Here is a 22,759-nt window from a genome sequence, read left to right as displayed (position 1 = left end):
CGCCTCGGACCTATCTAGGCAAAGGATTGCGAAGATGCCCCGATACTACTTCGATCTTCGCGACGAGAAGGGTATTGCGCTCGACGAGGAAGGATTGGAATTGGCCAGCCACCGCGCCGTTCAGGCCGAGGCCGCCAAGTCGGTCGCCGACATGGCGCGCGATGCCGTGCTCTCCGCCTCGCCTGCCGGCGGCAGGCAGACGATGGCGATCGACGTGCGCGACGACGGCGGTCCGGTGATGCAGGTGACATTCTCGTTCGAGATCGAGAACCTCAAGACGCGATCGCACGCACGCGATCATTGACGCGTGAGCGGGCCCGGCGGCAGCTGCTCGGGCTCCAGCACGGCGATCTTGCGGCCGAGCTGCCAGACCTCGACCTTGCCGTGGCGCGTGAACTGCTGCGCGAAGGTGAGGGCGCAGGCATCGGATGCGGCCTCGAACGCTTCGGCGGAGCGGAAGACGCCGTTGTCGCCGACCAGGTAGGCGCGATATTGCTGGCTCATGTCGGTGCCCTCAGCCCGGGCGAATGCAGCCAGGCGTCGATCTGCATGGCCGTCTCGTCCTGCCGCGCCCGGCGCAGCAGCATCTCGCGGCGGCGTCCGGGTGCAAGCGCGCGCGCTTCCTCGCGCAGGCGTGCGGCCTCGTCGGCGAGCCGCTCGTGAAGTGTCCTGGTCTGTTTGAAACGACGGCGCTTCAGCATGGCCTGCTCCCATATTCGAGAAGGCGGGAGCGCAATTGGCGTTCTCATCACCGATCGATGCCACGGGCCTTGCGGTGATGGATCAAACCTACGCCGCGCGGAGCGGGGAGTCAGTATCATTTGATACACAGCGAGAACTAATTTTCGAGTGCAAGTTCAGCACTTTGAGCGGCTTACTCATCTTGAGACCCCGTGCTTCCAAAGTCCAGTTTTGAACAAAGGCGCCTGCAGGTGGTTTACCAGGCATCACCGGCCAAGGCTCTGTCCGTGGGCGTCGGTGGCTGAGAGACCGAGCGTGCTCCCGCCTGCAAAGCAAGGGGAGCACGGCCATGCCGGGCGACGATCATCATCTGCGGCGCATTCACGACGAGGCGGCCGCCATCGCGAGGCAGAGCGCGCACCTGCGCGATCTCCTGACGCGATCGTTCGAGATCCTGAAGCAGCCGGTGCCGGACACGTTTCTGGGTCGCAAGACTTACGAACCTTTCCCGAGCGAACCTGGCTTTCCGCGGAAGCGAGAGAGCTGACCGCCAGCGCGATGACGACGGCAGGCGAGCGCTACCCTTGATCGGCGCCGCACGAGGTCGTGAACCGGTCGTGACGCAAGCGGACGTAACGGCCTGAAGGCTGGCGGCGTATAGCCGGCAACCCCGCGCGGCGGGGAGCAGCCAAGGGAAGAAACGTCAATGAATGCAGACTTCAAAATTGCCGAAGCCGGCAGCGGATCCTATCGCCCTCTCGCCATCCTGCGCTGGGTCATGGTGATCATCTTCGTCTCGTTCGGCATGCAGAAATTCACGCCGCAGTCGGCGCAGGGCATCGCGCAGTTCATCACCAACAGCCCGTTCATCTCCTGGCTCTCGGTGTTCGGGCTGCGCGGCGAAGCCTACGTGCTAGGGATCGCCGAGTTCGCCATTGCCGCGCTGCTGGTCGGCGGCGCCTTCAATCCGCTGCTCTCGGCGCTCGGCGCCTTCATGGGCGTCGTGACCTTCGCCATCACCTTCTCGTTCTTCTTCACCACGCCGGGCGTCGTGACATGGAGCCTCTCGACCGACCCGATGGCCTGGAATCTCACCGGCGAGTTTCTGTTCAAGGACATCGTGCTGCTGTGCGTCTGCGTCGTGCTGCTGCTGGCGTCGCTGCCCCAGGCGATGGCGAGGGTGAGGGGGTGAATGGGATGCGCAGCGAGAAACGTCAATTGACAATGTTCCCTATTTGTTCTAGATGACGGAAGTATCAACCTTTGGGCGAGACGCGGATCTCGTCGCAAGATGATTTCTGCGGGGGTAGGCCGATGAGTAACTCGCTTCTCGCTTTGATCTTGTTGGACAGTCCGGCCACGCCCGATATGTCCGCCGTTGCCAGGATTCTTCGCGCGCGACATCCGGAATTGGCAACGGATATGACGAAGGACGAATTGCAACAGGCTCAGGCAAACTCGCCGCTCATTCGCTGCGGCAATGAGCTTGTTGCGGTCATGTCGATGCCGGCTCCCATTCCGGAGGATGACGGATTGTGGTCGCGCGCTGCCACAACGTGGCCGGAGAGCAAGGCGGTGGCAGCCCGGCATCGAGGTCACCTGATCGTCTCAATGCTGGGAAAGAACGAGCGACCGCTCGTCGCCGCGCGCATCACCACCGCAGTGATCGGCGCGCTGATCGCCGCAATGCCGGAATGCTGCGGCGTCGTGTGGGCCGGCCGGGTCGCGCGGCCTTCCGATCTGTGGCTGGACATGTCCAGCCGATCGTTTGAGCCGTTCCCCGATTATCCCTTCACGCTGTGGACCGACATCCTTCCGTTCCAGTCGGGCAGAAAGATTGGCGCGATCACGGTGGGGTTGTCCGCTTTTGTCGGACGCGAGATCGAGTTCGAGACCGGCAAGCTGACGCTTCCGGCACTGATCGACAAGGTGGCCGGACTTTCCGTCTATCTGATCGAGCATGGAAACGTGGTGAACGATGGCGACACGATCGGGGCAGACGAGGCCGAGCGTATCGCAGTCCGTTACAAGAAGTCTGACGTTTTTGGAGGGCTTCCGGTGTTTTTCTGTACGGATGAGTTCGTGTAAGTGGGCATCGTCAGCGCAACACTTTACAGTGCATTGGGCGTGTGTGTGAACGAGAGAAGACGGATGATTAGTTCCCTTCCGGAGAGGCGTCGGGGCAAGGCAAGAGCTCGAAGGTTCTATGTTGTGGGCCTGGACTTCAGGTTTCAAACGGCGCCGGGATGGGAGATGGAGAATCTCGCAGCTGTCGCCGGCGAGCGCGAAGTACTCATTGCTCCACGGGGGCGGGGATTCCCGCCTTTCCCTGAACCACCGCGACTCGTGATCGACAATTCTCTCGGCCGAGCTCCCAGGGACTGGGAGCTCTTTCACGACTATTGGCTCGCTTCCGACCGGATGAAGAACCTTCTTGAGAGGCTGGATCTGGAGGGAGTTCGTTTTGTCAGATGCGAGACACGATATCGAGACGGTCGCGCCGCGCCTACGTATTGGCTTTGCGATGTTATCCGGGTTCTCGATGCTGTCGACGAAGCGAAGTCGGTTCTCAAGATCGAGCATCCCACGCCTGATCGTAAGGTTTACAATCTGAGTGGAAGAAGTAGCCTACTTTTCAAAGAGGATAGTGTCGGGGCGGCCCATATCTTCAGACTTTGCTTCTATCCAATGATAGTCTGCGATCAGGTCGTCAAGGATGCGTGCAAGGAAGCGGGCATGAGGGGCATCGGATTCACCGATACGACCAAGTATTGAGTTCACGCGCAGCTGCTGCCGATAGTGAGATCCCTTGGCTGAGAATCCCGCCTATGGGACCGGAAAAGCCTTGCGCTCGAGGCGTGGCTCGTCGAGGCCAACGGAATGTAAGGCGTTGCGGCGCCAGGTTTGTTCGTTGACACGTCGGGCAAAACACCGGAGTGCGAGAATCCAGAAGATGTTGGGTGACGCTCGCGAGGATGTCGCGGGCCTTTTTCAGCTCTTCCTCGCAGCAGACATGGTTTGTTGGCGGCGACCTCATGCGAGAACGCCTGCTTCGGGCATGGAATGGGTCGTCATGAATCTTGACGCCGCTCTGGATTCCTAGCTGCCGCTTCGCCTACGGCAAAGACAAGCAATCAAAATTTCACTCGCATGCGGGCACCAAACAGCTTGGGGCCGCGCTCATTGACGCCTTTGCGGAATGCAAGAGGATAGCATGCTCCATATCCATCACATCTTACCACAGAGCCTTGCTGGCCATTTCACACTCAAGGTCTTGGGTAATCGTTTCAGCCTCAACGGCATCAAGAATTTGATGGGTCTGCCATCAAATGAGCAAGCAGCTCAAGAGCTAGGATCAAGCCCTCATACAGGAGGTCATCTTGGGAGCTATAGCAAAATATTCTGCAAGTTTCTCGGTGAACTCCAGGCGCATCCATCCTTTGTTGCCGCTCAGGAAGGCAACACCGCTGCTGTCGATCAGCTGGATGCCGAACTGAGCGGCTTTCTCGGCGCTGCCAAACACGCGCTGGCGAAGGGGCATTTGCTTGCCAACACTCCTTTGGGAATGACACCCGAGAACGCGAACAAACGTATTGAAGACTGGTACGCAAACTGGAGAACGTACGCCAACGAGAATCGAGACAGCATTCAGCATATGCAGGACACCGCCGACAGACTTTATACCGCTGGCCAAAGGGAAGGCGCTCTGCGCGTTCCCCTCCTCTTTCCGGACGCCACTCTCAGTCTCGCGGACAGGATAGCGATCTTAGAGAGATATCGCTCTAGTCCACATATCTCGCAGCACTTCGCGGTTGTTGGACCTGTTCCCGATCTGCCTGGCCTCGTTGCCCCCGTTATCGATGCGCGACTGCCCGGCTTTATTCCGCCTTCACCTGGAGATCTGAATCGACCGGAAGGATTCTCGCCTAGCCCGCATCAAGCTTATGGACTTCCCGGTTTCCCGGCGGTCGATCCGCAAGGCTTTGGGCAGTTGCCTCCTACTCCGGTGACCCCTCGGGATCCCCTGGTTCTCAGGTTCGATCCGGCTACCGGGGCTCCTCAACCATTTTCTGGGCCCTCACCAATCCTAGACCCCGATCCTCCTTCGGCCGACATGCCGCCTCCCGCCCTCTATGGTGTCGCAGGAATCGCCGCGCTTGGAGCGGCCGCTCCGGAATTGCTGCCATTGCTGGGAATATTGGGCGCTATTGGATCCGCTGGGATGTTGCCGGCTCGCGCCGCTGGTGCGGAGAGCAGCGCCGAGAGAGGCGCTGAAGGCGTCTTCTCCTCGGGCACGACTCCTTACAACGCGTTCGCCTCGAGGAATCCTGCCCCTCAATCAGGCGGAAGCTCTCTTGGGCTTGTACCCGGATGGCCGGCCGAAGACAGTTCACCTGAACCGGAACATGCAAGCACCTTCGCCGATCGCTTCGGAAGCTGGACCGACACGCCAGCAGGCACTCAGCCTGCGCAGCCTTCGAACGCGCAACAGATGCCGGACGCTCCAGCCGCAGGAGCTGTCGCACCCGAGGAGGTCCGGCGCCTCACCCGGGTCAACGCGTCGAATGCGAGTAACGTCTTCACGTCGGGGACTGCGCCAGTCCCATATCTGCCTTCCACGGATCGGTTTGGCAACTGGATTGTGCCGACCACTGACGGACGGCCACCGCCCACGAGCAAGCCGATCGGCGCGTTTGCGGATGAACCAAGCTACCTCATTCCGCCACCGATCTTCGGAGTGGATGGCGCGGGCAATCCGCACAACGATGCCGAGGAATGGTTCTCGCGCTGGATACGGCCGCTCATTCGGTCGGAGTGAAGCCTTGTTACAGAGTGATGCGTCCGCCGCTCGAGATCGTTCGTTTGACACGTCGGGCAAAACACCGGCAGAATGGCATCATCAAAAGAGTTCGGATCAAGCCCGCGGGATGCCGCGGGCTTTCTCTGTTTGGAGCCGCTAGCACGTTCGCGCGCTACGCAGCAGCCGGTCCGAACCACTTCGTCAATGCCTCCTCGAGTCCGTGCCGACTCTCGTCTGCCACCCAGGCCACATGGCCGTCGGGCCGCAGCAGCACTGCGCTTGGCGCGGCGACCTCTCCGATGGCCGGAAGCTGCCATGGGCCGTCACAGGCGGCGTCAACGACTCCGATGCGATCCGCCCAGGGCGTACCGGCGATGCCGCCGCGCTTGCCGAAATTGAGCAGCACGCCGCGGGCGCCGTGCAGCAACGTGAACAATCTCAACTTCTGTCCTTCGGCCGTCAGATCGAGATCAGGCATGCGGCGTCCGAGCAGGGGGTGGCCATCGCCGAGATCATAGCGGATGTCGAGCCCGCTCATCATCGCGCCGAAGCGCTGGCGCGGCTCGTCCATGACGAGCAACTCGGAGAAGACGTCGCGCGCGGCCTTGAGCCCGTCGTCGCCGCGGCGGAGCAGGGCGATCTGCGCCATGGTGTTGCGCAGCACGCGCGCGGCGACGGGATGGCGCTCGGCATGGTAGGTGTCGAGCAGGCTGTCGGGCGAGGTGCCCTTGATCACCTGCGCCAGCTTCCAGCCGAGATTGACGGCGTCCTGTATGCCGGTGTTGAGGCCCTGTCCACCGACGGAGTGATGGATATGCGCGGCATCGCCGGCGAGCAGCACGCGTGCTTTGCGATAGGACACGGCCTGCCGTGCCGCATCGGTGAAGCGGGAGATCCAGGCGGGATTTTGCAGACTGAAGTCGGTGCCGTAGACCGCGATGAGGGCGTCGCTGAGATCGCGCAAGGAGGGCTCGCCGGTGCGCTCGAGCGTCGCTTCCGTCACGACGGCCAGCACGCGTCCGTTCTCGGTCTTGCTGAGGCCATGAAAGCCGAGCGCGTCGTGACGCAGGCCGAAGGCCGGCGCCTCGCGCATCTCGACCTCGGCCATGAGATTGCTGAGCGTCGGGCCGAAACCGGCGAAGTCGATGCCGGCGGCCTTGCGCACTAGGCTGCGGCCGCCGTCGCAGCCGACGAGATAATTCGCGCGCAGCGTCTCGCCGCCGGACAAGGCGATATCGACGCCGGTCTCGTCCTGCGCGAAGCCCGTCACGTCGGAGCCCCGATAGACCGGCACCGCGAGCTCCGCGACCCGGCCGCCCAGGATGCGCTCGATGTGGCTCTGCCGCAGCGCGAGGCCGTAAGGGTGCCGGGTGGGCAGATCGCTGATGTCGAGCCTAGTCCAGGCGAAGCCCGCGAGCTGGGTGATCTGGCCCTCGCGCAGGAAACGATCCGCAACGCCGCGTTGATCGAGCATCTCGATGCTGCGCGCGTGCAATCCGCCGGCGCGCGTCTCGACCAGTTCCTGGTTGACGCGCCGCTCGACCACGGCGACGTCGACATTGGCGAGCGCAAGCTCTGCCGCCAGCATCAGACCGGTCGGGCCGCCGCCAGCGATGATGACGGCATGATCGGTCATCGCCGCGTTCCTCGCGCCGGCGCGATGCGCCTGCTGGCGTGAACGGGACGTCGGAAGCAGTACAGGCATGTCGTGACCCCTCGATATGTTGGCCGGGTCACGGGTTCTACGGCAGGGACCGGGACTTGAAGCAAGCCCCTTGCGCACCACATATACGAATGGGAGGAAGGTCTCCTCGCTCGTGTTCGGCCGCGTTGACACGTCGGGCAAAACACTGGCAGAATGGCATCATCGAAAGAGTTTGGTTCAGCCCGCGCGGGAGCAATCCGCCGCGGGTTTTGTTTTGGGCGTGATGTTCAAGTGCCGGTCGTTCGCTGCATGATGTCGGCGAGTTCCTCGAACGAGAACGGCTTCCTGATCATGGGCAGGCCGCCGCGCCGTGGCTCGCGGCCTGAAAGTTGAAGCACCTTGAGCTCCGGGTGGGCTCGCCTGGCCAGTTCGGCCAGCTCATGACCGTCCATGCCTGGCATGTTGATGTCCGTGATGAGGATGGAGATGTCCTGGTTCTCCTCGAGCCGATCCAGCGCATCCCGCCCGCTTTGGGCGCTTATCACCTGGCAGCCGAGATCTTCCAGCATGCCGACGATCACGTCGAGGACGGCGGGATCATCGTCAACAACCAGGACGGTATGGCTCATCGCGCGAACGTTCCTCTCGACGAAGGAATCAACGCGCGCCGCTTCGGGTAAGTTCCGGCAAGGCCTGGTCGCATGAGCGACGTTTGACACGTCGGGCAAAACACTGGCAGAATGGCATCATCGAAAGACGTTTGGTTCGGCCCGCGCGGAGCGATCTGCAGCGGGCCTTCTTATTTTCGCTGCCTTCGTTCTCGCTTCGCATGGCGGCGACTTGCTCAACACGAGGTTTGACACGTCGGGCAAAACACCGGCATAATGACATCATCGAGACGAGTTTGGTTCACCCGCGCGGACAACATCCGCCGCGGGTTTTTTCGTCTCGATTTCGAGATCGGACGGCGGCGGCGCATAACGGCCACGCACTCGCTGGAACTGGAGCGCCGATCGGCGCGCTGTCGTCCGAACCATTGCTGGCCGTGCACGCGCGAACGTGCCGGCCCGCGGCGCTGGGCTTGTCGCTCGCGCCGCTGCGGTCTCCGGGCTTTACGGAGATAGGGTTCGCGCCCGAAACGATCGCGCCTCGTTACGCGATCTGCCGCGCATTTTCTTGTCGTGGAGAGACGATGACCGCTTACCTGATATCGCTCGCGCTCACTGGCCTCGTCGCAATCGTGCTGTGGGAGACGTTGTCTTGAGCGAGGAGGCCGAACGCGAGCTCGAGAGCGCGCCGGTCCGCTCGGCCAGGAAGACATCCAAAGCGCGGACGCTGACCGAGATCCGCTCGCTGGCGCGCAGCCACACCAGAACCGCAATCCGCGTGCTCGTCGGCATCATGCGCAGCGATGACGCGACGCCGGCGGCCCGCGTCTCGGCGGCGAACGCCATCCTCGATCGCGGCTGGGGCAAGGCCGCGCAGCCGACCGAGAACGGCGAAGAGGGCGCACCGGAATTGGTTCAAAGGATCGAGCGCGTCATCGTGCATCCGGACAACGCGAGCGACGGCGATGCCGGGCATGAGGCCTGATCAGGCGAAAAGTTCGATTCGGAATTTCGATTGATCGTTTGACACGTCGGGCAAAACACTGGCAGAATGGCATCATCGAGATTGAGTTGGTTCAGCCCGCGCCCAGCAATTGGCCGCGGGTTTTTCGTTTCGATGATCCCTCCGCTAGTTCGTGGTCGGCTTGTTGGCCCGCCGTTGCCCGGCATGGGCGCGCTGCGTCTGGTCGCTGCAATAGGACAGCTTTCGACCATCGCCGGTGAAGTGCCCGTTGTTGATGATCCAGAGAATGACGGTCTTGTCGTCGATCTTCTTGAACATCAGGTTCTCGCGGTCCGGGGTGGAGGCCTTATCTTGCACGGTGACGGCATCCGGGCCAGAAGCCCCTTGCAGCGCGCAGGTCGCGCCGATCCTCACGGTGTCGGGAAGCTGGACCCGCGTATTTTCGATCTTGCAGATGTTGGAGGCCGTCGTGATCGATTTGCCGGCGAACGCAACGACGGTGTCGCTGAACTTCGTGCAGCGATCCTCGAAATCGGGGCCTGCCGCCGCGTAGACGCCATCCCTCGGGTGGGCCTCCTTGAGGGTTCGATCCTGCTCGGCCTTTTGCTTCGCTTCCACCTTGGCTCTCAACGTGGCCTCGGCAAGCGCGCGCTGTGTCTTCAGAGGGCAGTAGGCCGCACGCCAGGGTGGATCCTTGAGCTTCCCATTCAGGCTCTTCTGAACGGAGATCGTCGCCGCATCGAGCCGCTTGACGAGCATGACTTCGTTGAATTGTCTGTTCTCCCAGTTGGGATCGCGAGGGTTGATGTTCTGCGCAAGGTTGTAATCGTCACAGACCATTTCAACCTTCAGCGAGCCCGGGCCAAGATCGGTGATTTTCTTGACGTCGCAGCCCCATTCGTAACCGCTGACCGACTTTTCGCCAAGGTCGATCGTAAGGCCGCCGCTTTCGTCGCAGGACGACTGGAAATTCCTGCCGGACTCGGCATAGACGCCGGCTTTGGGACGCCATTTGTCGGATGCCGGTGTAGGCCGGTCCTGCGCGAAGGCGGCGGACGTGAATGTGGCCAGTGAGAGCACCAGCGTTGCATAATCCAGAATTCTGAGGACCGACGACTTCCTCAAGCAAATCTCCCGTGTCTCATTGGATCGAATTTCCGCGCCTGCAAACCCCTGCGGGTGAGATAGTTAAGCAATTATCCTGAGTTGAGCAAGCTGGCCGAAGCTGCGGATGGCAGCTACGGGTAGAACGAATTGGCTTGCGTCTCTTGAAATGGAGAGTTGGATATGTCCTGGGAAGACATGATGCGGCGCATTTTGCAACCCGTCGGCCGCGTGGCGCCTCATATTACGAGTGGATACGGAGAGACGACGAACAGGCCGCGTGGCTCATCCAATCCGCATCGAGGTATCGATTTCAACTATGTCGGCGGACGAGAGGCTCGTCTGAACAAGAGCAATCCGGCGGTGCGGTCGCCGGTTGATGGTGTGGTCGAGAACGCCGGTGAGGACAAGTGGGGAACGATCGCGATCAGAGACAAGAACGGCCTCCTCCATCAGATCCTGCACACCGACGCCAGGCATGTGAAGATCGGTGATCCGGTGGCCGCCGGCCAGCTAATCGGGACTATGGGGAACACAGGCATCATCCGTAAGGATGGAAAGCCGGGAGACCCGCACGTTCACTATCAAATCAAGGATTCTGAAGGGCGTCTCGTGGATCCAGGCGCGTTTGCCGATGCATTGGGGCCATTCGATCCGAACCCGGCTCTGCCGGCGTACATTCCGGAGTATCTGCGGTATCTGCAAAACGCGGGTCGCGTGCCTGGGACCCGTCCCGAAGATGTACGGATTCTGAGAAGGATGCCGACCGGGGAATCGGATCGATCCGTATTCAATTCGGGTGATCTCGTGCCGGTGCCCGCTATTCCTCCCGACGCTTCGTTTCCGTCTTCGCCAAAAGCCGATTTCGAGGGACGATACAAAACTTGGCCTTCGCCTTCCGGAGGCGGCGTCCTTGCTGGTTTCGATCAAGCTCAGCAGGGAAAACCTGACACGCCCAACAACGAAGACTGGTCCGCGATGTGGCGCAGGCGCACCGGCCTGCCCTAGGGCGAGCGAGCGTAGCCATTGTCCATTCTGAAAATTCCGACGGCCAAGATCTTCGAGCCGCTGCTGCAACCCGCGCGTTACAAGGGCGTTTATGGGGGGCGCGGCTCGGGAAAATCGCATTTCTTCGGCGAGCTTCTGGTCGAGACCTGCCAGGCCGAGCGGGGCACGCTCGCGGTCTGCATTCGCGAGGCACAGCGCACGCTGGCGCAATCGTCGAAGCGCTTGATCGAAGGGAAGATTGCTGGTCTCGGGCTCGGCCATGGCTTCAAGCTCTTCAGCGACAAGATCGAGACGCCCGGGGACGGGCTCATCATCTTCCGCGGGCTTCAGGACCACACGGCCGACTCGATCAAGTCATTGGAGGGATTTCGCATCGCCTGGATCGACGAGGCGCAATCGTTGAGCGCGCGCAGCCTCGCGCTGCTGCGGCCGACGATCCGCGCCAAGGACTCCGAGCTCTGGGCAAGTTGGAATCCGCGCCGCAAGAGTGATGCGATCGACGATTTTCTGCGAGGGCGCCAACCCGACGGTGCCGTCGTCGTGAAGGCGAACTGGCGCGACAAGATCCTCGGCTTCGGCACCACGGATGCTCTGGCAGGATTTGCGGCGATCACAGCTAATCTCGTGGTCTCCTTCTACTTTGCCAAGCGCGGTTTCGAGAATGTTGCGAGGATAATCAGGCGGTGAAGATGCCAGACGACGAAATCAGGGCGATTGTCGCCGAAACACTGGCCGAGCAGCACAGGCTTCATCAGGAGAGCATCGATGCGATCGTGTTGAAGGCGGTGGCTTCGGTGCTGGCTTCCTTTGGAATCGAAGATGATGACCGGAAAGAGGTCAGGGCGGATTTCCAGCACCTGCGGCGGTGGCGGAAGAGCGTTGAACAGGCGCAGAGCTACACGTTCAAGGCCGTGATCACCGTAATTGTCACCGGTCTGGTTGGCGCAGTCTGGCTTGGTGTCAAGGTCATGTTGGGCAAGTGAACGCGAGCGGCGATCGAGCCGCTCGTTCGCGCGAAAAGCCATCCCGAAATAGGCCATCCCATGTACAGAATTCGTTGCGTTGATGCGTTGGATGACGACATTGCTGAGACCTTGGCTGATCTGCATCAGCTGACCTTCTTCGATGCTGCGGCGGTGCCGCAGTTCGAGCTTGGTGCATGGTGGCTTGCCTATTGCAACGACGAGGCTGTCGCGTTTGCCGGCGTTGTGCCGTCGACATATGCGCGAAACAGCGGCTACTTTTCCAGGGTCGGGGTTCTGCAACGGCATTGGGGGCGAGGACTTCAGTTCAAGCTGATGCGCGCGATTGAGGCGAGGGGGCGGCGCAGCGGATGGGACAGCATTGTGTCGGACACGACGGACAACCCGGTATCAGCCAACAATTTCATCAGGGCGGGCTATCGGCTCTACGAGCCAGAGCTGCCCTGGGCCTGGTCGCACACGCTTTACTGGCGAAAGTGGCTTCGCTAAATGGTACGGGTTTCCCGTGATGCGGAACGTGGCTTTGTAACGTAGCCCGCGCGACGTGGCGCGGTATTTTGTACCCAGAATGTCTGAGGGCCCGGTAGCTCAATGGCTGCCGGGCCCTTTTGCTTTTTCAGGCGTTGCGAGTGAGGCACTTGCGAAGTCGGCGTCGGCGGGCTTTAAGTCTGCTCTTGCAGGAAATTCGGCGATCATAAGCCGATGTAAGGGAGAGCTGTCGATGTCCACCAAGCCGCAACTGCCGCAGCGTCCGCCGCGGGCCGAGGTCGGGCCAACCGCGCTTGATGGTCTTCTGGTCGTCGACTTCACGCGCGTGGTCGCCGGCCCAGCCTGCACGCAGACGCTCGCCGACTTCGGCGCGCGCGTCATCAAGATCGAGAATCCCGACGGGGGCGACGACACGCGCGCCTATGAACATGCCGAGATCGGAGGCGAGAGCGCGGCATATCTCAGCCTGAACCGCAACAAGTGCGGGATTGCGCTTGATCTCGCCGTGCCGGAGGCCCGCGAGATTGCGCTGGATCTAATCCGCAGGGCGGATGTGGTCGTCGAGAACTTCTCCAGCGGGGTCATGAAGAAATTCGGCCTTAACTACGAGGCGGTCGCGCCGCTCAATCCGCGGCTGATCTATTGCTCGATCTCCGCGTACGGACGTACCGGACCGTTCGCTTCACGTCCCGGTTTTGACCCGATCACGCAGGCGGAAAGCGGCTTCATGTCGCTTAACGGATTTTCCGACGGCCCTCCAGTCCGGACGGGCCCACCTATCGTGGACATTGCGACGGGGATGACGGCCTGTAACGCCATCCTTCTGGCCCTGCTGGCACGAGATCGGCTGGGCCGCGGCCAACACGTCGAAGTTGCCCTGTTCGATATCGCGATGGCGATGACCGGCTTTTACGGCATGGCCTATCTCATCAATGGTCAAAACCCTGGCCGATTCGGAAATTCGCCGAGCGGGTCTCCTACCGTCGGTGTCTACGAGGCGTCCGATGGACCACTCTACATGGCGTGCGCCAACGACCGGCTCTACAAACGGCTGGTTGTCGAAGTGTTGAACCGGCCGGATCTCATCACAGATCCGCAGTTCGCCACGCGCAAGGCGCGTTCCGCGAACAAGGAGCTGTTGCGGGCAGCCATCGCGGAGGTGTTTGCAAACGACAGCCTTGAGAACTGGATGGCGAAGATGAAACTCGCCAATATCCCGGTGGGCTATCTGCGCACGGTCGAGGAAGGTTTCAATGCGCCTGAGGTCCGGGAGCGCCATCGTTTGCATCAGATTCCGCATCCCACGGCGGAATGGGTTCCCAACATCGAGCCACCGATCAGCATGAGCGTGACGCCGGCGATGGATCCCGTGGCCGCTCCGCTGCTGGGCGAGCATACGGATCGTGTCTTGCGTGATACTCTCGGTTACGACGATCGCCGCATTGCAGAGCTCGCGCGAAGAGGCGTCTTTGGATCGAGCAAGCCTTTGGCGTCGCTTTGAACCGAAATGATGCTTAAGACCTGCTCGCTCCAAGCGGATCGACTATCTCTTGGTTAGGAGGTTGACGATGACCCTTCGGCTCTACGGCTTCTGGCGATCGATTGCCTCGTTTCGCGTGCGCGTAGCACTGAAGCTTAAGGAGTTGCCATTCCAGGAAATCCCTGTCGATATCCTGTCCGGAGACCAGTTCTGTTCGGATTACGACGCTGTCAACGCCGAGCGCGTCGTCCCGACGCTGGTACATGGCGAGCACCGGCTATTTCAGTCTTTGGCCATCATTGAATACCTCGATGACCTCAAAGCGGAACCGAGGTTGCTGCCATCTGATCCTGCCGATCGTGCCTATGCACGATCTCTGGCTCTGGTTACCGTCGCGGATGCGCATCCATTGGTAACACCACGTGTCCGCAATCATCTGATCAGGATGCTCGGCGCCAACGCCAAGTCCGTCGAGGATTGGGCGGGGCATTGGACCATCGAAGGACTGGCCACCTATGAGAGATTATTGGACCGGCGGCCGCCGGCGCCATTCGCACTGGGTCAACAGGTGGGCCTCGCGGACATCTGCCTTGCCGGCCAGATCGTAGGTGCACGTTTTCTGAAGCTCGACTTGACGCCGTTTCCCAGGGTTGCGGGCCTGGCGGATCAGTGTTTCGCAATGCCGGCCTTTGCGACGTCGCACCCCTTCGAGCAGCCGGGGTACAAGACGACCGCAGCTAGCTAACATTGCCTTCAGCTTGATTTAGCGAGGTTCCCGCCGCATAACTGTATCAAAGCGAGGAACATCGATGGCGCCTGGTCAAAAGCCGAGCATAGGGCAGCCCGCGTGGCCGGACTCCGGTGAACACGCGTACGCGACGATGATCGCAAGGGCTCGAGCGCTGCTGCCGCAACTGCGGGAGCGGGCGGCGCGGACGGAAGAGCTGCGGCACTTGCCGCCGGAGACCGAGCGAGATCTGCACGATGCCGGCCTGTTCCGGATGCTCCAGCCCAAGCGCGTCGGCGGCGCCGAACTCGATTATGTCGCCCTGATCGATTGCGCGGATCTGCTTGGACAGGCGGATGCATCGGTCGCCTGGAATCTCGCCAATCTGGCGAGCCATCACTGGATGCTCGGCATGTTCGAGCAAAAGGCGCAGGATCTGGTCTGGGGCCGTGATCCGGACGCACTGATTGCATCCTCGTTCATTTTCCCCGCCGGACGCGCCACGAGAGTCGAGGGCGGATACCGGCTGCACGGCAGCTGGCCGTTTTCCTCGGGCGTTGCCTCCTGCGAATGGAACATGCTCGCAAGCGTTGTCTACTCTGAGGATGAGGCGGACGGCATCGAATATCGGATATTCCTGCTTCCGAAGGGCGACTACAGAGTGCTCGATACCTGGAATGTTGCGGGACTACGCGGTACGGGGTCTTGCGATGTTGAAGTCAGGGACGCCTTCGCGCCCGACCACATGACGATCGCCGTGGGTGAGCTTGCTGGAGACAAGACCCCGGGGAGCAGGATCAATCCCAATCCGCTGTACGCGTTACCCGTGTTCTCGCTGTTTCCCTACGTCCTGTCTGGCGTCGCGCTCGGTAACGCGCAGGCGTGCCTCGACGATTATGCGGAAGTCGCGCGTCATCGCATCTCGACCTACAACCGTGCCAAGCTGAGTGACTTCCAAAGCACCCAGATCAAGATCGCCGAAGCATCGGCGAAGATCGATGCCGCGCGCCTGGTCATGCGCTCGGCGTGTCTCGTGGCCATGGAGGATGCGCGACGCGGTCATATTCCCGATATGGCGACCAAGACCAGATATCGGCGCGACGGTGCTTTCTCAGTGAACTTATGCACGGAAGCAGTCTCGATGCTGTTTGCGGCGAGCGGAGCGCGCGGTTTGTTCACAACGGGGGTGTTGCAGCGCCAGTTCCGCGATGCGCACGCAATCAATTCCCATCTCGCGTTCAATTTCGATGCGTCGGGAACCAATTATGGACGCGTGGCATTGGGCCTGCCGTCCGAAAATCTCACCCTGTGAGGCCGGCCGATGAATGACCTGCCGAAGCAGCCGGCCGTTCCTGATCCAGCCAATGAGTTCGCGAGCGACAACTCACCGATCGACCCTCGCGATTTTCGCAACGCGCTCGGCACCTATGCCACGGGAGTGACGATCATCACGGCCGCGGCTCCTGACGGAAAGCCCTATGGACTGACCTGCAATTCCTTTGCCTCGGTCTCATTGAATCCTCCGCTGGTTCTGTGGAGCCTCGTCGTTTATTCCTCCAGCCTGACCGTGTTTCAGAATGCCAGCCACTTTACGGTCAATGTGCTTGGCGCATCGCAGCAGGCACTCGCGAATAAATTCGCCAAGTCGTCCGACGACAAGTTCAGCGGTGTGGACTGGACACCAGGCCTTGGCAATGCGCCGGTGCTCGCCGAGAGCGTCGCCAATTTTCAATGCCGCTCGGTCAATCGCTACTACGGCGGCGACCACGTGATCTTTCTTGGTGCGGTCGAGGCCTACACTTACAGTGCAAAGGAGCCGCTGCTCTTCGCGCGTGGGACGTTCGGCCGGTTTCTGACCGACGACGAGGGCAAGAAGTCGCCGTAACGCGCTAAGGTCGCGTCCGACGGCTCAACGCTCTGCCGCAGAGAGCTTGTATATCTCCAATGCGTCTGCATCTGCGCCTCGCGCGGCCTTGGCCAGCCTGAAAATCTGTCCCGCAAGCGTCGCCATCGGGACGGGCGTCGACGTCGCCCGGGCGACATCGGCAACTGTGTCGAGATCCTTGAGCATCGTGGCGATGTGACCGAGCGGCGGCGTGTGAATGGCCTGCACCATCCGTGGCACGAAGAGTTGAAGCGGAATGGAATCGGCGAAGCCGCCTGCGAGCGCTTCGGGTAATCGACTGGCGTCAATTCCGGCGTTCGCGGCAAGGCGCGTCGCTTCCGCAAGAACGGCCATCGCGCATCCGACGATCACCTGATTGCAGAGCTTTGTGGTTTGTCCGGCCCCGATAGGACCCATGTGGGTGAGTCTCCGTGCCATGGCCAGAACATAGGGCCGCACCCTCTCGATGTCGCCGGCTTCTCCGCCCGCCATGATGGCGAGCGTGCCTTCCTCGGCGCCCTTGGTGCCTCCGGACACAGGCGCATCGATCCAGCCCGCGCTGTTCGCGGCTTTCAGTCGTGTTGCAAGGTCGCGCGCGGCGTCGGGGTGGATCGATGAGAAGTCGACCACGAGCTTGCCTGCGCCTGGAGCAGCTGCAAGACCTTCAGCTCCGAAAATCACCTCTTCCACGGCCGCCGCATCCGTCACGCACATGAAGACGATGTCCGAATGGGCCAATAAGTCACGAGGTGAAGCTGCATGCTTGGCGCCGGCCTCGACGAGCGGGGCGACCTTGCCCTCCGAGCGATTCCAGACGCTGACCTGATGCCCGACCTTGAGCAGGCGCCTAGTCATCGGCGTCCCCATCAGTCCAAGGCCGAGATAGCCCAGCTTCTCGACGTCTTGCGGGTTCATCTTGCTCGCATCAGCCATAGGTTGCCTCCTTCTGTCGCAACGCAACGCGTCCTTACCATACATGGCAGATTTGACGGCGAAACCGTCCGGCCCGCATGGCTTGCCTGATTGTTTGAACCATGAAACATTTGGGTCGGTCGGGTTGGGTGGCGCCGTTCGGCGCCGGAGCAACGGAGTGGGCACGATGCGAACCGTTTCGAGGAGGATCCTGGCATTGGGGGCGGCTGTGGCCGCGATAGTGGGCTCGAGTCCGTCATGGGCTCAACAGGCGATCCGCGTCGGCTGGACGATCCCGGCCGAGGAATCCAAGTACTGGATGATGCGCCGCCCGGCCGAATTTCCCAATATCGGCAAGACCTACAACATCGAATGGACCCAGTTTCAGGGCACCGCGCCGATGACGCAGGCACTCGCGGCCGGCGCACTGGATTGCGCGACGCAAGCGCCGCTGTCGCTTGCCAACGGCGTGGTCGGCGGCAATCTCAAGGCCTACATCGTGGCGCAACACGTCTTCGAGAAGCCCGGCGGCTTCTCGGTCTATTGGGCGGTCATGGATGACTCGCCGGTCAGGACGATTGCCGATCTCAAGGGCAAGACGGTCGGCATTTCCGTGATCGGCGGCGGCACGCAGGGCCCATTCAACCTGCTCCTGAAGCAGAACGGCGTCGATCCGGCCAAGGATATCAAGCTGGTGGAGGTCGGCTTTGCCGTCTCCGAAGATGCGTTGCGGCAGGGCCGCGTTGATGCCGTCAACATGAACCAGCCGTTTGCCGCGCGCGCGGAAGCGAAGGGCGGCACCCGAAAGCTGTTCTCGCTGTCGCAGGCCATGCCGAACATCGTGCACATCCTGGAGGCTTGCCGTGCCGATTTCGTCGACAAGAATCCGGAGCTGGTCAAGGCCTATGTCAGCGACATCACGTCAGGCATGAAGAAGGCGTTGGCAAACCGCGAAGAGACCCTGAAGGTCGTCAATGAAGTTCTGAAGGCGCCTATTCCGGTGCTCGAGACTTATCTGCTCAAGGACAACGATTTCGGTCGGGATCCAGGTGCGGCACCGAACTTCCCCGCGATCCAGAAGATGCTGGACATCTATGCGGAGACGGGAATGCTACCGAAGCTGGATGTTGCGCAGTTCAAGCATCCGACCATCGTCGCGCCGCTGCAGTAGGCGACCGAGCGAATTATCCGACTGGAGAGATCGCGACGTCCCGGGTGATCCGGGGCGCAGCATGAAGCAGATGCATCCATGAAGAAGTTGCGATCACGGGTCACGACAGACGGCCTCGACCGGGCCCCGCACCGCGCGTTCATGCGCGCCATGGGGCTCGACGACGCTGCGATTGCCAAGCCGATGGTGGGCGTCGTCAGCATGAAGGGCGAACAGACGCCCTGTAATATGACCCACGACTTCCAGGTCGCCGCGGCCAAGACGGGAATCGAGGAGGCCGGCGGTACGCCGCGCGAGTTCACGACTGTCTCCGTCTCCGACGGCATCAGCATGAATCACGAGGGGATGAAATTTTCCCTGTTTTCTCGTGAGCTGATCGCCGACTCGATCGAGGCCGTCGTTCATGGCCTCGCCTACGATGCGCTGATTGGGTATGGCGGATGCGACAAAACCCTTCCCGGCGTGATGATGGGGATGGTCCGTTGCAACGTGCCGTCCATTTTCATCTACGGCGGCAGCTCCCTGCCGGGACGAGTGGACGGACGGACGCTGACGGTGCTCGATTCCTATGAAGCTGTCGGTAGCTTCATGACCGGGGAGATCGATGGCGCCACGCTCGAGCGGATCGAGCGCGCTTGCCTGCCGACGATAGGCGCATGCGCCGGCCAATTCACTGCGAACACGATGGGAATGGTGTCAGAGGCGATGGGCCTCACCATTCCCAACGTTTCGATGGTGCCCGGTGTCTACGCCGAACGTGCGCAGATCTCGCGACGCGCTGGGCGGCTGATCATGGAGATGCTGGACCGCGGCGGGCCGCTACCGCGTGACATCGTGACGCGGAAATCCCTGGAGAGCGGCGCTGCGATCGTGGCTGCAACGGGCGGTTCCACCAATGCCGCGCTGCATCTGCCGGCGATTGCGAACGAGGCCGGCATCGCGTTCACGATCGATGACGTCGGCGAGGTTTTTGCCAGGACGCCACTGATCGGAAATCTGAGGCCGGGCGGCAAATACACGGCAAAGGATGTCTACGACATCGGCGGCGCCGCTGTGGTGATCCACGAGCTAATTCAGAGCGGTCATATCGACGGCAGCTGCATCACCATCACGGGCCGCACGCTCGCCGAAGAATACGGCGCAGCCAACGCACCCGATGGAAAGGTCGTTTATACGGCCCGCGCGCCGATCATGCCCGACGGCGGCGTGGCGGTGTTGAAGGGAAACCTCTGTCCCGACGGTGCGGTCATCAAGGTCGCGGGCCTGAAGAGCCAATTCTTCGAAGGTGTGGCTCGCGTTTTCGAAGACGAAGAGGCTTGTGTTAAAGCGGTTCGCGACCGCAGCTACAAGGCGGGTGAGGTTCTCGTCATCCGCAATGAAGGGCCTGTCGGTGGTCCCGGCATGCGCGAGATGCTCGGCGTCACCGCGCTGATCTATGGGCAGGGTATGGGCGAGAAGGTGGCCCTGATCACCGACGGGCGGTTCTCCGGTGCAACCCGCGGGATGTGCATCGGTTACGTGTCTCCGGAAGCTTTTGTCGGCGGTCCGCTGGCGCTTGTTCGCGACGGCGACAGGATCCGGATAGATGCCGTAAACCGGCGGATGGACGTACTGCTCGACGAGCAGGAACTGACAGTGCGGCAACGCAATTGGAAGCAGCAGCCGCCACGGCACCGCGCCGGCGCGCTCGCGAAATATGCGCGCCTGGTAGGGCAGGCGCCGGGCGGTGCCGTCACGCACAAAGGCCCGGCAGAATGGCCCTGGTTCGAATGATGCGCGGCGCTCGCGCGAAGCGGCAATCTGGCAAGTTTCTTGCTAAGCTGTGCCGCTGATGGAGGACATTCAGCGGCTATGTCGCGCGATGTTCGTGCACGAGTGAGGCAAGAGACGCGATGAAGGTAGTGCCTTCGAGATCGAGTGAATGGGTGAGACCGGTGATGTCACAAAAGCCGGCTTCTGCGATCATCGAGATCGACCGCGTCTCGCAGGTTTTCCAGACCTCGTCGCGTAGGGATCATTTGGCGTTATCCGACATCTCGCTGACGATCGACGAGGGAGCCTTCGTGTCCATCCTTGGTCCGTCCGGCTGTGGCAAGTCGACGCTGCTTTACATCGTCGGGGGCTTCGTCAGCCCGACTAGCGGCGTGGCGAAGATAAAGGGACAGGCGATCACGGGACCAGGGCCGGATCGCGGTCCGGTGTTTCAGGAATTCGCGTTGTTTCCCTGGAAGACCGTGCTGGGCAACGTGATGTACGGTCCGCGCCAGCAGGGTGTGCGGGCTGCCGCGGCAGAAGCGCAGAGCCGGGCCCTGATCGAAATGGTCGGCCTCAAGGGCTATGAGAACTTCTATCCCAAAGAACTGTCTGGCGGCATGAAGCAGCGTGTCGCGCTGGCGCGGACGCTCGCCTACCATCCCGAGGTCCTGTTGATGGACGAACCGTTCGGCGCGCTGGATGCCCACACCCGGACACGTCTGCAAAACGATCTCTTGAATATCTGGGAGCGCGACCGCAAGACCGTGCTGTTCGTCACCCACTCGGTCGACGAGGCTGTGTTCCTGTCGGACAAGGTCGTGATGATGTCGAAGTCGCCCGGCCGCATTCGGCAGTTGATCGACATCGATCTTCCGCGGCCGCGTCGCCGCAACGAGCTGTTGCTCGACCCGCGCTACCAGAAACACGTCGTCGACATCGAGCGGATGTTCGATGAGAGCGACGAAGGCGGGTCTGCGTCATGATATCGCCGGCAGCCTTGATCAGACGTGCTGCTCCGGTGCTGGCATGCATCGGATTACTGGCAGCGTGGCAGGCTGGGTCGCTCGCGCTGAAGAATGACAGCTTTCCAACGGCGATCGAGGCGATCCGCGCGATTCCGGATATCCTTGGCGACAAGGAGTCCCTAATCAACATCCTGGCCTCGCTCCGCCGCATGGCGATCGGGTTCGGCGTAGCCGTGCTGGTTTCGATTCCACTCGGTCTGTTGATGGGACGCAGCCGGGCTGTCGCGGCCTTCTTCAATCCGCTCTTGATGGTGATCTACCCGGTGCCGAAGGCTGCACTGATGCCGATCATCATGCTGTGGCTTGGTGTCGGCGACATCACGAAGACGCTGGTGATCTTCCTCGGCGTCAGCTTACCCGTGATCTATCACAGCTTTGAGGGCGCCAAGGCCGTGGAAGAAAAGATGCTGTGGTCGGGTGCTGCGATGGGGCTTTCACCCGTGCAACGCCTGATGCGGATCGTGCTGCCCGCAGCGCTGCCGGAGATTCTGACCGGGTGCCGCACGGGTCTCGTGCTGGCGTTGATCACGATGATCACCAGCGAGATGATCGCCCGCCAGTCCGGCGCCGGAAACATCCTGTTCAACGCGCTCGACATGGGCCAGTACGACACCGTCTTCGCGATGATCATCATCGTGGGAGCGATGGGGATCTGCCTGGATGCGATCTTCGAGCGGGTTCGCGCACGGCTGGTGCGCTGGTCCGAGCCTCAGTTCGATATGCCGCTGAGCTTCTCATGATATCGCGTTTTTTCCCAGCAAACGTGATCCTTGGGCTTGCGCCAATCGTGCTGGTGATCGCGCTGTGGCAGGGCCTCGTGTCGTCGGGCTTGGCCCCCGCGGTTTTGCTGCCGCCGCCGGGCTTGGTCTTCAGCCGGCTGCTCCAGCAGCTCGTGACGTGGACGTTTCAGCAGGAGATAGCGGCAACCCTGGTCCGGTTGTTCGCCGGCTTCGCGATTGCGGTCGTGCTCGGCGTGAGCATCGGCATCGCCGCCGCCGCCAATCCGGCCATAAATGCGGTGGTTCGGCCCATCGTGCGCGTATTGGCGCCGTTGCCCAAAGTCGCGCTCTATCCGGCACTCCTGCTGCTGCTTGGTTTCGGTCACGGATCGAAGATCACGCTGGTTGCGGCGGATGCGTTGTTTCCCATTCTTTTGTCTACCTACTACGGTGCATCGACCGTCGAGCAGAAGCTGATCTGGTCGGCCATGGCGGCGGGAACGCCGCGCTATGAAGTCCTCTTCAAGGTAGTGCTACCCGCGGCGATGCCGTCGATCCTGACCGGCTGCCGGATCGGTCTTGTCATTTCCTGCATCGTGGTGTTTCTGGCCGAGATGATTACGTCGACGGACGGATTGGGCCATGCGCTCGTCACGGCAGCGCGAACCTTCCAGGCTGTCGACATGTTCGTGCCGCTGATTACGATCTCGCTGCTGGGGTTGATTCTGAACGGCTTGCTTGGCGCCGTGCGATCGTACCTCTTACGGGGCTTCCCCGAAGCGTGAACTGGACGAACAAGAAA

At 61.5% G+C, this 22,759-nt stretch carries 26 protein-coding genes and 1 pseudogene; 21 read left to right on the top strand and 6 right to left on the bottom strand.

The features are described 5' to 3' along the window. The first annotated feature begins 34 nt into the window (after positions 1-34). Positions 35-304 (top strand): DUF6894 family protein, encoded by a 270-nt coding sequence (locus GPL20_RS00885; protein WP_157326923.1) that lies wholly within the window; start codon positions 35-37, stop codon positions 302-304. Here the strand turns inward: GPL20_RS00885 and GPL20_RS00880 are convergent. Beyond that, the gene (locus tag GPL20_RS00880; protein ID WP_157326922.1) at positions 298-504 is read right to left on the bottom strand and encodes a hypothetical protein; all 207 of its coding nucleotides are present in this window, start codon (positions 502-504) and stop codon (positions 298-300) included. The two genes, GPL20_RS00885 and GPL20_RS00880, sit on opposite strands and share 7 nt — an antisense overlap. Beyond that, positions 501-701, bottom strand: coding sequence for a hypothetical protein (locus tag GPL20_RS00875; protein WP_157326921.1), 201 nt, complete (start codon positions 699-701; stop codon positions 501-503). Before GPL20_RS00875 ends, GPL20_RS00880 begins: the two co-directional genes overlap by 4 nt. A 329-nt stretch (positions 702-1,030) precedes the next feature. Here GPL20_RS00875 and GPL20_RS00870 point away from each other — a divergent pair, with 329 nt between their 5' ends. From GPL20_RS00870 to GPL20_RS00850, 5 genes are all read left to right on the top strand, one after another. Continuing rightward, positions 1,031-1,228, top strand: coding sequence for a hypothetical protein (locus GPL20_RS00870; RefSeq protein ID WP_157326920.1), 198 nt, complete (start codon positions 1,031-1,033; stop codon positions 1,226-1,228). A 159-nt stretch (positions 1,229-1,387) separates the two neighbouring features. Next, a complete protein-coding gene (locus GPL20_RS00865; protein WP_157326919.1) occupies positions 1,388-1,873 on the top strand; it encodes a DUF417 family protein in 486 nt (161 codons plus the stop codon). Positions 1,874-1,995: 122 nt separating this feature from the next. Beyond that, the gene (locus tag GPL20_RS00860) at positions 1,996-2,769 is read left to right on the top strand and encodes a DUF4261 domain-containing protein (RefSeq protein ID WP_157326918.1); all 774 of its coding nucleotides are present in this window, start codon (positions 1,996-1,998) and stop codon (positions 2,767-2,769) included. Next, a complete protein-coding gene (locus GPL20_RS00855; RefSeq protein WP_254124981.1) occupies positions 2,770-3,456 on the top strand; it encodes an imm11 family protein in 687 nt (228 codons plus the stop codon). It abuts the gene before it with no gap. A 439-nt stretch (positions 3,457-3,895) separates the two neighbouring features. Continuing rightward, positions 3,896-5,500, top strand: coding sequence for a hypothetical protein (locus GPL20_RS00850; RefSeq protein ID WP_157326917.1), 1,605 nt, complete (start codon positions 3,896-3,898; stop codon positions 5,498-5,500). A 154-nt stretch (positions 5,501-5,654) separates the two neighbouring features. Here the strand turns inward: GPL20_RS00850 and GPL20_RS00845 are convergent, their stop codons facing one another. Continuing rightward, a complete protein-coding gene (locus GPL20_RS00845) occupies positions 5,655-7,187 on the bottom strand; it encodes an FAD-dependent monooxygenase (RefSeq protein WP_157326916.1) in 1,533 nt (510 codons plus the stop codon). 227 nt (positions 7,188-7,414) lie between these two features. Continuing rightward, positions 7,415-7,756: a response regulator gene (locus GPL20_RS00840; RefSeq protein ID WP_157326915.1), complete on the bottom strand. Its 342-nt coding sequence runs from the start codon at positions 7,754-7,756 to the stop codon at positions 7,415-7,417. Positions 7,757-7,839: 83 nt separating this feature from the next. On the opposite strand from GPL20_RS00840, the gene GPL20_RS00835 reads away from it, so the two are divergent. Together GPL20_RS00835 and GPL20_RS00830 are read left to right on the top strand one after the other, a co-directional pair. Continuing rightward, positions 7,840-8,391, top strand: coding sequence for a hypothetical protein (locus tag GPL20_RS00835; RefSeq protein WP_157326914.1), 552 nt, complete (start codon positions 7,840-7,842; stop codon positions 8,389-8,391). Then, positions 8,388-8,720: a hypothetical protein gene (locus GPL20_RS00830; RefSeq protein ID WP_157326913.1), complete on the top strand. Its 333-nt coding sequence runs from the start codon at positions 8,388-8,390 to the stop codon at positions 8,718-8,720. Before GPL20_RS00835 ends, GPL20_RS00830 begins: the two co-directional genes overlap by 4 nt. A gap of 144 nt (positions 8,721-8,864) precedes the next feature. Here GPL20_RS00830 and GPL20_RS00825 read toward each other — a convergent pair whose 3' ends face one another. Beyond that, the gene (locus GPL20_RS00825; RefSeq protein WP_157326912.1) at positions 8,865-9,824 is read right to left on the bottom strand and encodes a hypothetical protein; all 960 of its coding nucleotides are present in this window, start codon (positions 9,822-9,824) and stop codon (positions 8,865-8,867) included. A 162-nt stretch (positions 9,825-9,986) separates the two neighbouring features. Here GPL20_RS00825 and GPL20_RS00820 point away from each other — a divergent pair, with 162 nt between their 5' ends. The 8 genes and pseudogenes from GPL20_RS00820 to GPL20_RS00785 all read left to right on the top strand — a co-directional run bounded on the left by GPL20_RS00820 (position 9,987) and on the right by GPL20_RS00785 (position 16,375). After that, positions 9,987-10,811 carry a M23 family metallopeptidase gene (locus GPL20_RS00820; RefSeq protein ID WP_157326911.1) on the top strand — a complete coding sequence of 275 codons (825 nt, stop codon included), beginning with the start codon at positions 9,987-9,989 and terminating at the stop codon, positions 10,809-10,811. Positions 10,812-10,829: 18 nt separating this feature from the next. Next, positions 10,830-11,372: pseudogene (locus GPL20_RS00815) on the top strand (phage terminase large subunit); the annotation flags it as partial. A gap of 122 nt (positions 11,373-11,494) precedes the next feature. Beyond that, positions 11,495-11,794, top strand: a complete 300-nt coding sequence (locus GPL20_RS00810) for a hypothetical protein (protein WP_254124979.1) — start codon at positions 11,495-11,497, stop codon at positions 11,792-11,794. A 60-nt stretch (positions 11,795-11,854) separates the two neighbouring features. After that, a complete protein-coding gene (locus GPL20_RS00805) occupies positions 11,855-12,283 on the top strand; it encodes a GNAT family N-acetyltransferase (RefSeq protein ID WP_157326909.1) in 429 nt (142 codons plus the stop codon). A gap of 232 nt (positions 12,284-12,515) precedes the next feature. Next, entirely contained in the window at positions 12,516-13,784 is a 1,269-nt protein-coding gene (locus GPL20_RS00800) for a CaiB/BaiF CoA transferase family protein (protein ID WP_167532833.1), read from the top strand. 67 nt (positions 13,785-13,851) lie between these two features. Next, a complete protein-coding gene (gene maiA, locus GPL20_RS00795) occupies positions 13,852-14,508 on the top strand; it encodes a maleylacetoacetate isomerase (protein WP_157326907.1) in 657 nt (218 codons plus the stop codon). 64 nt (positions 14,509-14,572) lie between these two features. Next, positions 14,573-15,802, top strand: a complete 1,230-nt coding sequence (locus GPL20_RS00790) for an acyl-CoA dehydrogenase family protein (RefSeq protein WP_157326906.1) — start codon at positions 14,573-14,575, stop codon at positions 15,800-15,802. Positions 15,803-15,811: 9 nt separating this feature from the next. Beyond that, the gene (locus tag GPL20_RS00785; RefSeq protein ID WP_157326905.1) at positions 15,812-16,375 is read left to right on the top strand and encodes a flavin reductase family protein; all 564 of its coding nucleotides are present in this window, start codon (positions 15,812-15,814) and stop codon (positions 16,373-16,375) included. 24 nt (positions 16,376-16,399) lie between these two features. Here the strand turns inward: GPL20_RS00785 and GPL20_RS00780 are convergent, their stop codons facing one another. Beyond that, positions 16,400-17,308, bottom strand: a complete 909-nt coding sequence (locus GPL20_RS00780; protein ID WP_167532832.1) for an NAD(P)-dependent oxidoreductase — start codon at positions 17,306-17,308, stop codon at positions 16,400-16,402. Between the two features lie 166 nt (positions 17,309-17,474). Here GPL20_RS00780 and GPL20_RS00775 point away from each other — a divergent pair, with 166 nt between their 5' ends. From GPL20_RS00775 to GPL20_RS00755, 5 genes are all read left to right on the top strand, one after another. Then, the gene (locus GPL20_RS00775) at positions 17,475-18,458 is read left to right on the top strand and encodes an ABC transporter substrate-binding protein (protein WP_167532831.1); all 984 of its coding nucleotides are present in this window, start codon (positions 17,475-17,477) and stop codon (positions 18,456-18,458) included. Between the two features lie 78 nt (positions 18,459-18,536). Beyond that, complete coding sequence (ilvD, locus tag GPL20_RS00770; protein ID WP_157326902.1) at positions 18,537-20,231, top strand: dihydroxy-acid dehydratase; 1,695 nt, start codon at positions 18,537-18,539, stop codon at positions 20,229-20,231. Between the two features lie 119 nt (positions 20,232-20,350). Then, positions 20,351-21,196, top strand: coding sequence for an ABC transporter ATP-binding protein (locus tag GPL20_RS00765; protein WP_157326901.1), 846 nt, complete (start codon positions 20,351-20,353; stop codon positions 21,194-21,196). Continuing rightward, complete coding sequence (locus tag GPL20_RS00760; RefSeq protein ID WP_157326900.1) at positions 21,193-21,978, top strand: ABC transporter permease; 786 nt, start codon at positions 21,193-21,195, stop codon at positions 21,976-21,978. The genes GPL20_RS00765 and GPL20_RS00760 overlap by 4 nt, the downstream gene beginning before the upstream one ends. Next, positions 21,975-22,742 (top strand): ABC transporter permease, encoded by a 768-nt coding sequence (locus GPL20_RS00755; protein WP_157326899.1) that lies wholly within the window; start codon positions 21,975-21,977, stop codon positions 22,740-22,742. Before GPL20_RS00760 ends, GPL20_RS00755 begins: the two co-directional genes overlap by 4 nt. Positions 22,743-22,759 lie beyond the last annotated feature (17 nt).

The organism is Bradyrhizobium cajani (genome assembly GCF_009759665.1).
GTDB classification, from domain to species: Bacteria; Pseudomonadota; Alphaproteobacteria; order Rhizobiales; family Xanthobacteraceae; genus Bradyrhizobium; species Bradyrhizobium cajani.
The sequence above is the reverse complement of the archived record's forward strand: the minus strand, read 5'-3'. Positions and strand labels throughout refer to the sequence as shown.

What these genes read in the sequence shown, in the direction of transcription:
- GPL20_RS00885 (WP_157326923.1), top strand. Translation starts at nt 35, where the DNA reads ATGCCCCGATACTACTTCGATCTTCGCGACGAGAAGGGTATTGCGCTC.
- GPL20_RS00880 (WP_157326922.1), bottom strand. Translation starts at nt 504, where the DNA reads ATGAGCCAGCAATATCGCGCCTACCTGGTCGGCGACAACGGCGTCTTC.
- GPL20_RS00875 (WP_157326921.1), bottom strand. Translation starts at nt 701, where the DNA reads ATGCTGAAGCGCCGTCGTTTCAAACAGACCAGGACACTTCACGAGCGG.
- GPL20_RS00870 (WP_157326920.1), top strand. Translation starts at nt 1,031, where the DNA reads ATGCCGGGCGACGATCATCATCTGCGGCGCATTCACGACGAGGCGGCC.
- GPL20_RS00865 (WP_157326919.1), top strand. Translation starts at nt 1,388, where the DNA reads ATGAATGCAGACTTCAAAATTGCCGAAGCCGGCAGCGGATCCTATCGC.
- GPL20_RS00860 (WP_157326918.1), top strand. Translation starts at nt 1,996, where the DNA reads ATGAGTAACTCGCTTCTCGCTTTGATCTTGTTGGACAGTCCGGCCACG.
- GPL20_RS00850 (WP_157326917.1), top strand. Translation starts at nt 3,896, where the DNA reads ATGCTCCATATCCATCACATCTTACCACAGAGCCTTGCTGGCCATTTC.
- GPL20_RS00845 (WP_157326916.1), bottom strand. Translation starts at nt 7,187, where the DNA reads ATGCCTGTACTGCTTCCGACGTCCCGTTCACGCCAGCAGGCGCATCGC.
- GPL20_RS00840 (WP_157326915.1), bottom strand. Translation starts at nt 7,756, where the DNA reads ATGAGCCATACCGTCCTGGTTGTTGACGATGATCCCGCCGTCCTCGAC.
- GPL20_RS00820 (WP_157326911.1), top strand. Translation starts at nt 9,987, where the DNA reads ATGTCCTGGGAAGACATGATGCGGCGCATTTTGCAACCCGTCGGCCGC.
- GPL20_RS00805 (WP_157326909.1), top strand. Translation starts at nt 11,855, where the DNA reads ATGTACAGAATTCGTTGCGTTGATGCGTTGGATGACGACATTGCTGAG.
- GPL20_RS00800 (WP_167532833.1), top strand. Translation starts at nt 12,516, where the DNA reads ATGTCCACCAAGCCGCAACTGCCGCAGCGTCCGCCGCGGGCCGAGGTC.
- maiA (WP_157326907.1), top strand. Translation starts at nt 13,852, where the DNA reads ATGACCCTTCGGCTCTACGGCTTCTGGCGATCGATTGCCTCGTTTCGC.
- GPL20_RS00790 (WP_157326906.1), top strand. Translation starts at nt 14,573, where the DNA reads ATGGCGCCTGGTCAAAAGCCGAGCATAGGGCAGCCCGCGTGGCCGGAC.
- GPL20_RS00785 (WP_157326905.1), top strand. Translation starts at nt 15,812, where the DNA reads ATGAATGACCTGCCGAAGCAGCCGGCCGTTCCTGATCCAGCCAATGAG.
- GPL20_RS00780 (WP_167532832.1), bottom strand. Translation starts at nt 17,308, where the DNA reads ATGGCTGATGCGAGCAAGATGAACCCGCAAGACGTCGAGAAGCTGGGC.
- GPL20_RS00775 (WP_167532831.1), top strand. Translation starts at nt 17,475, where the DNA reads ATGCGAACCGTTTCGAGGAGGATCCTGGCATTGGGGGCGGCTGTGGCC.
- ilvD (WP_157326902.1), top strand. Translation starts at nt 18,537, where the DNA reads ATGAAGAAGTTGCGATCACGGGTCACGACAGACGGCCTCGACCGGGCC.
- GPL20_RS00765 (WP_157326901.1), top strand. Translation starts at nt 20,351, where the DNA reads ATGAAGGTAGTGCCTTCGAGATCGAGTGAATGGGTGAGACCGGTGATG.
- GPL20_RS00760 (WP_157326900.1), top strand. Translation starts at nt 21,193, where the DNA reads ATGATATCGCCGGCAGCCTTGATCAGACGTGCTGCTCCGGTGCTGGCA.
- GPL20_RS00755 (WP_157326899.1), top strand. Translation starts at nt 21,975, where the DNA reads ATGATATCGCGTTTTTTCCCAGCAAACGTGATCCTTGGGCTTGCGCCA.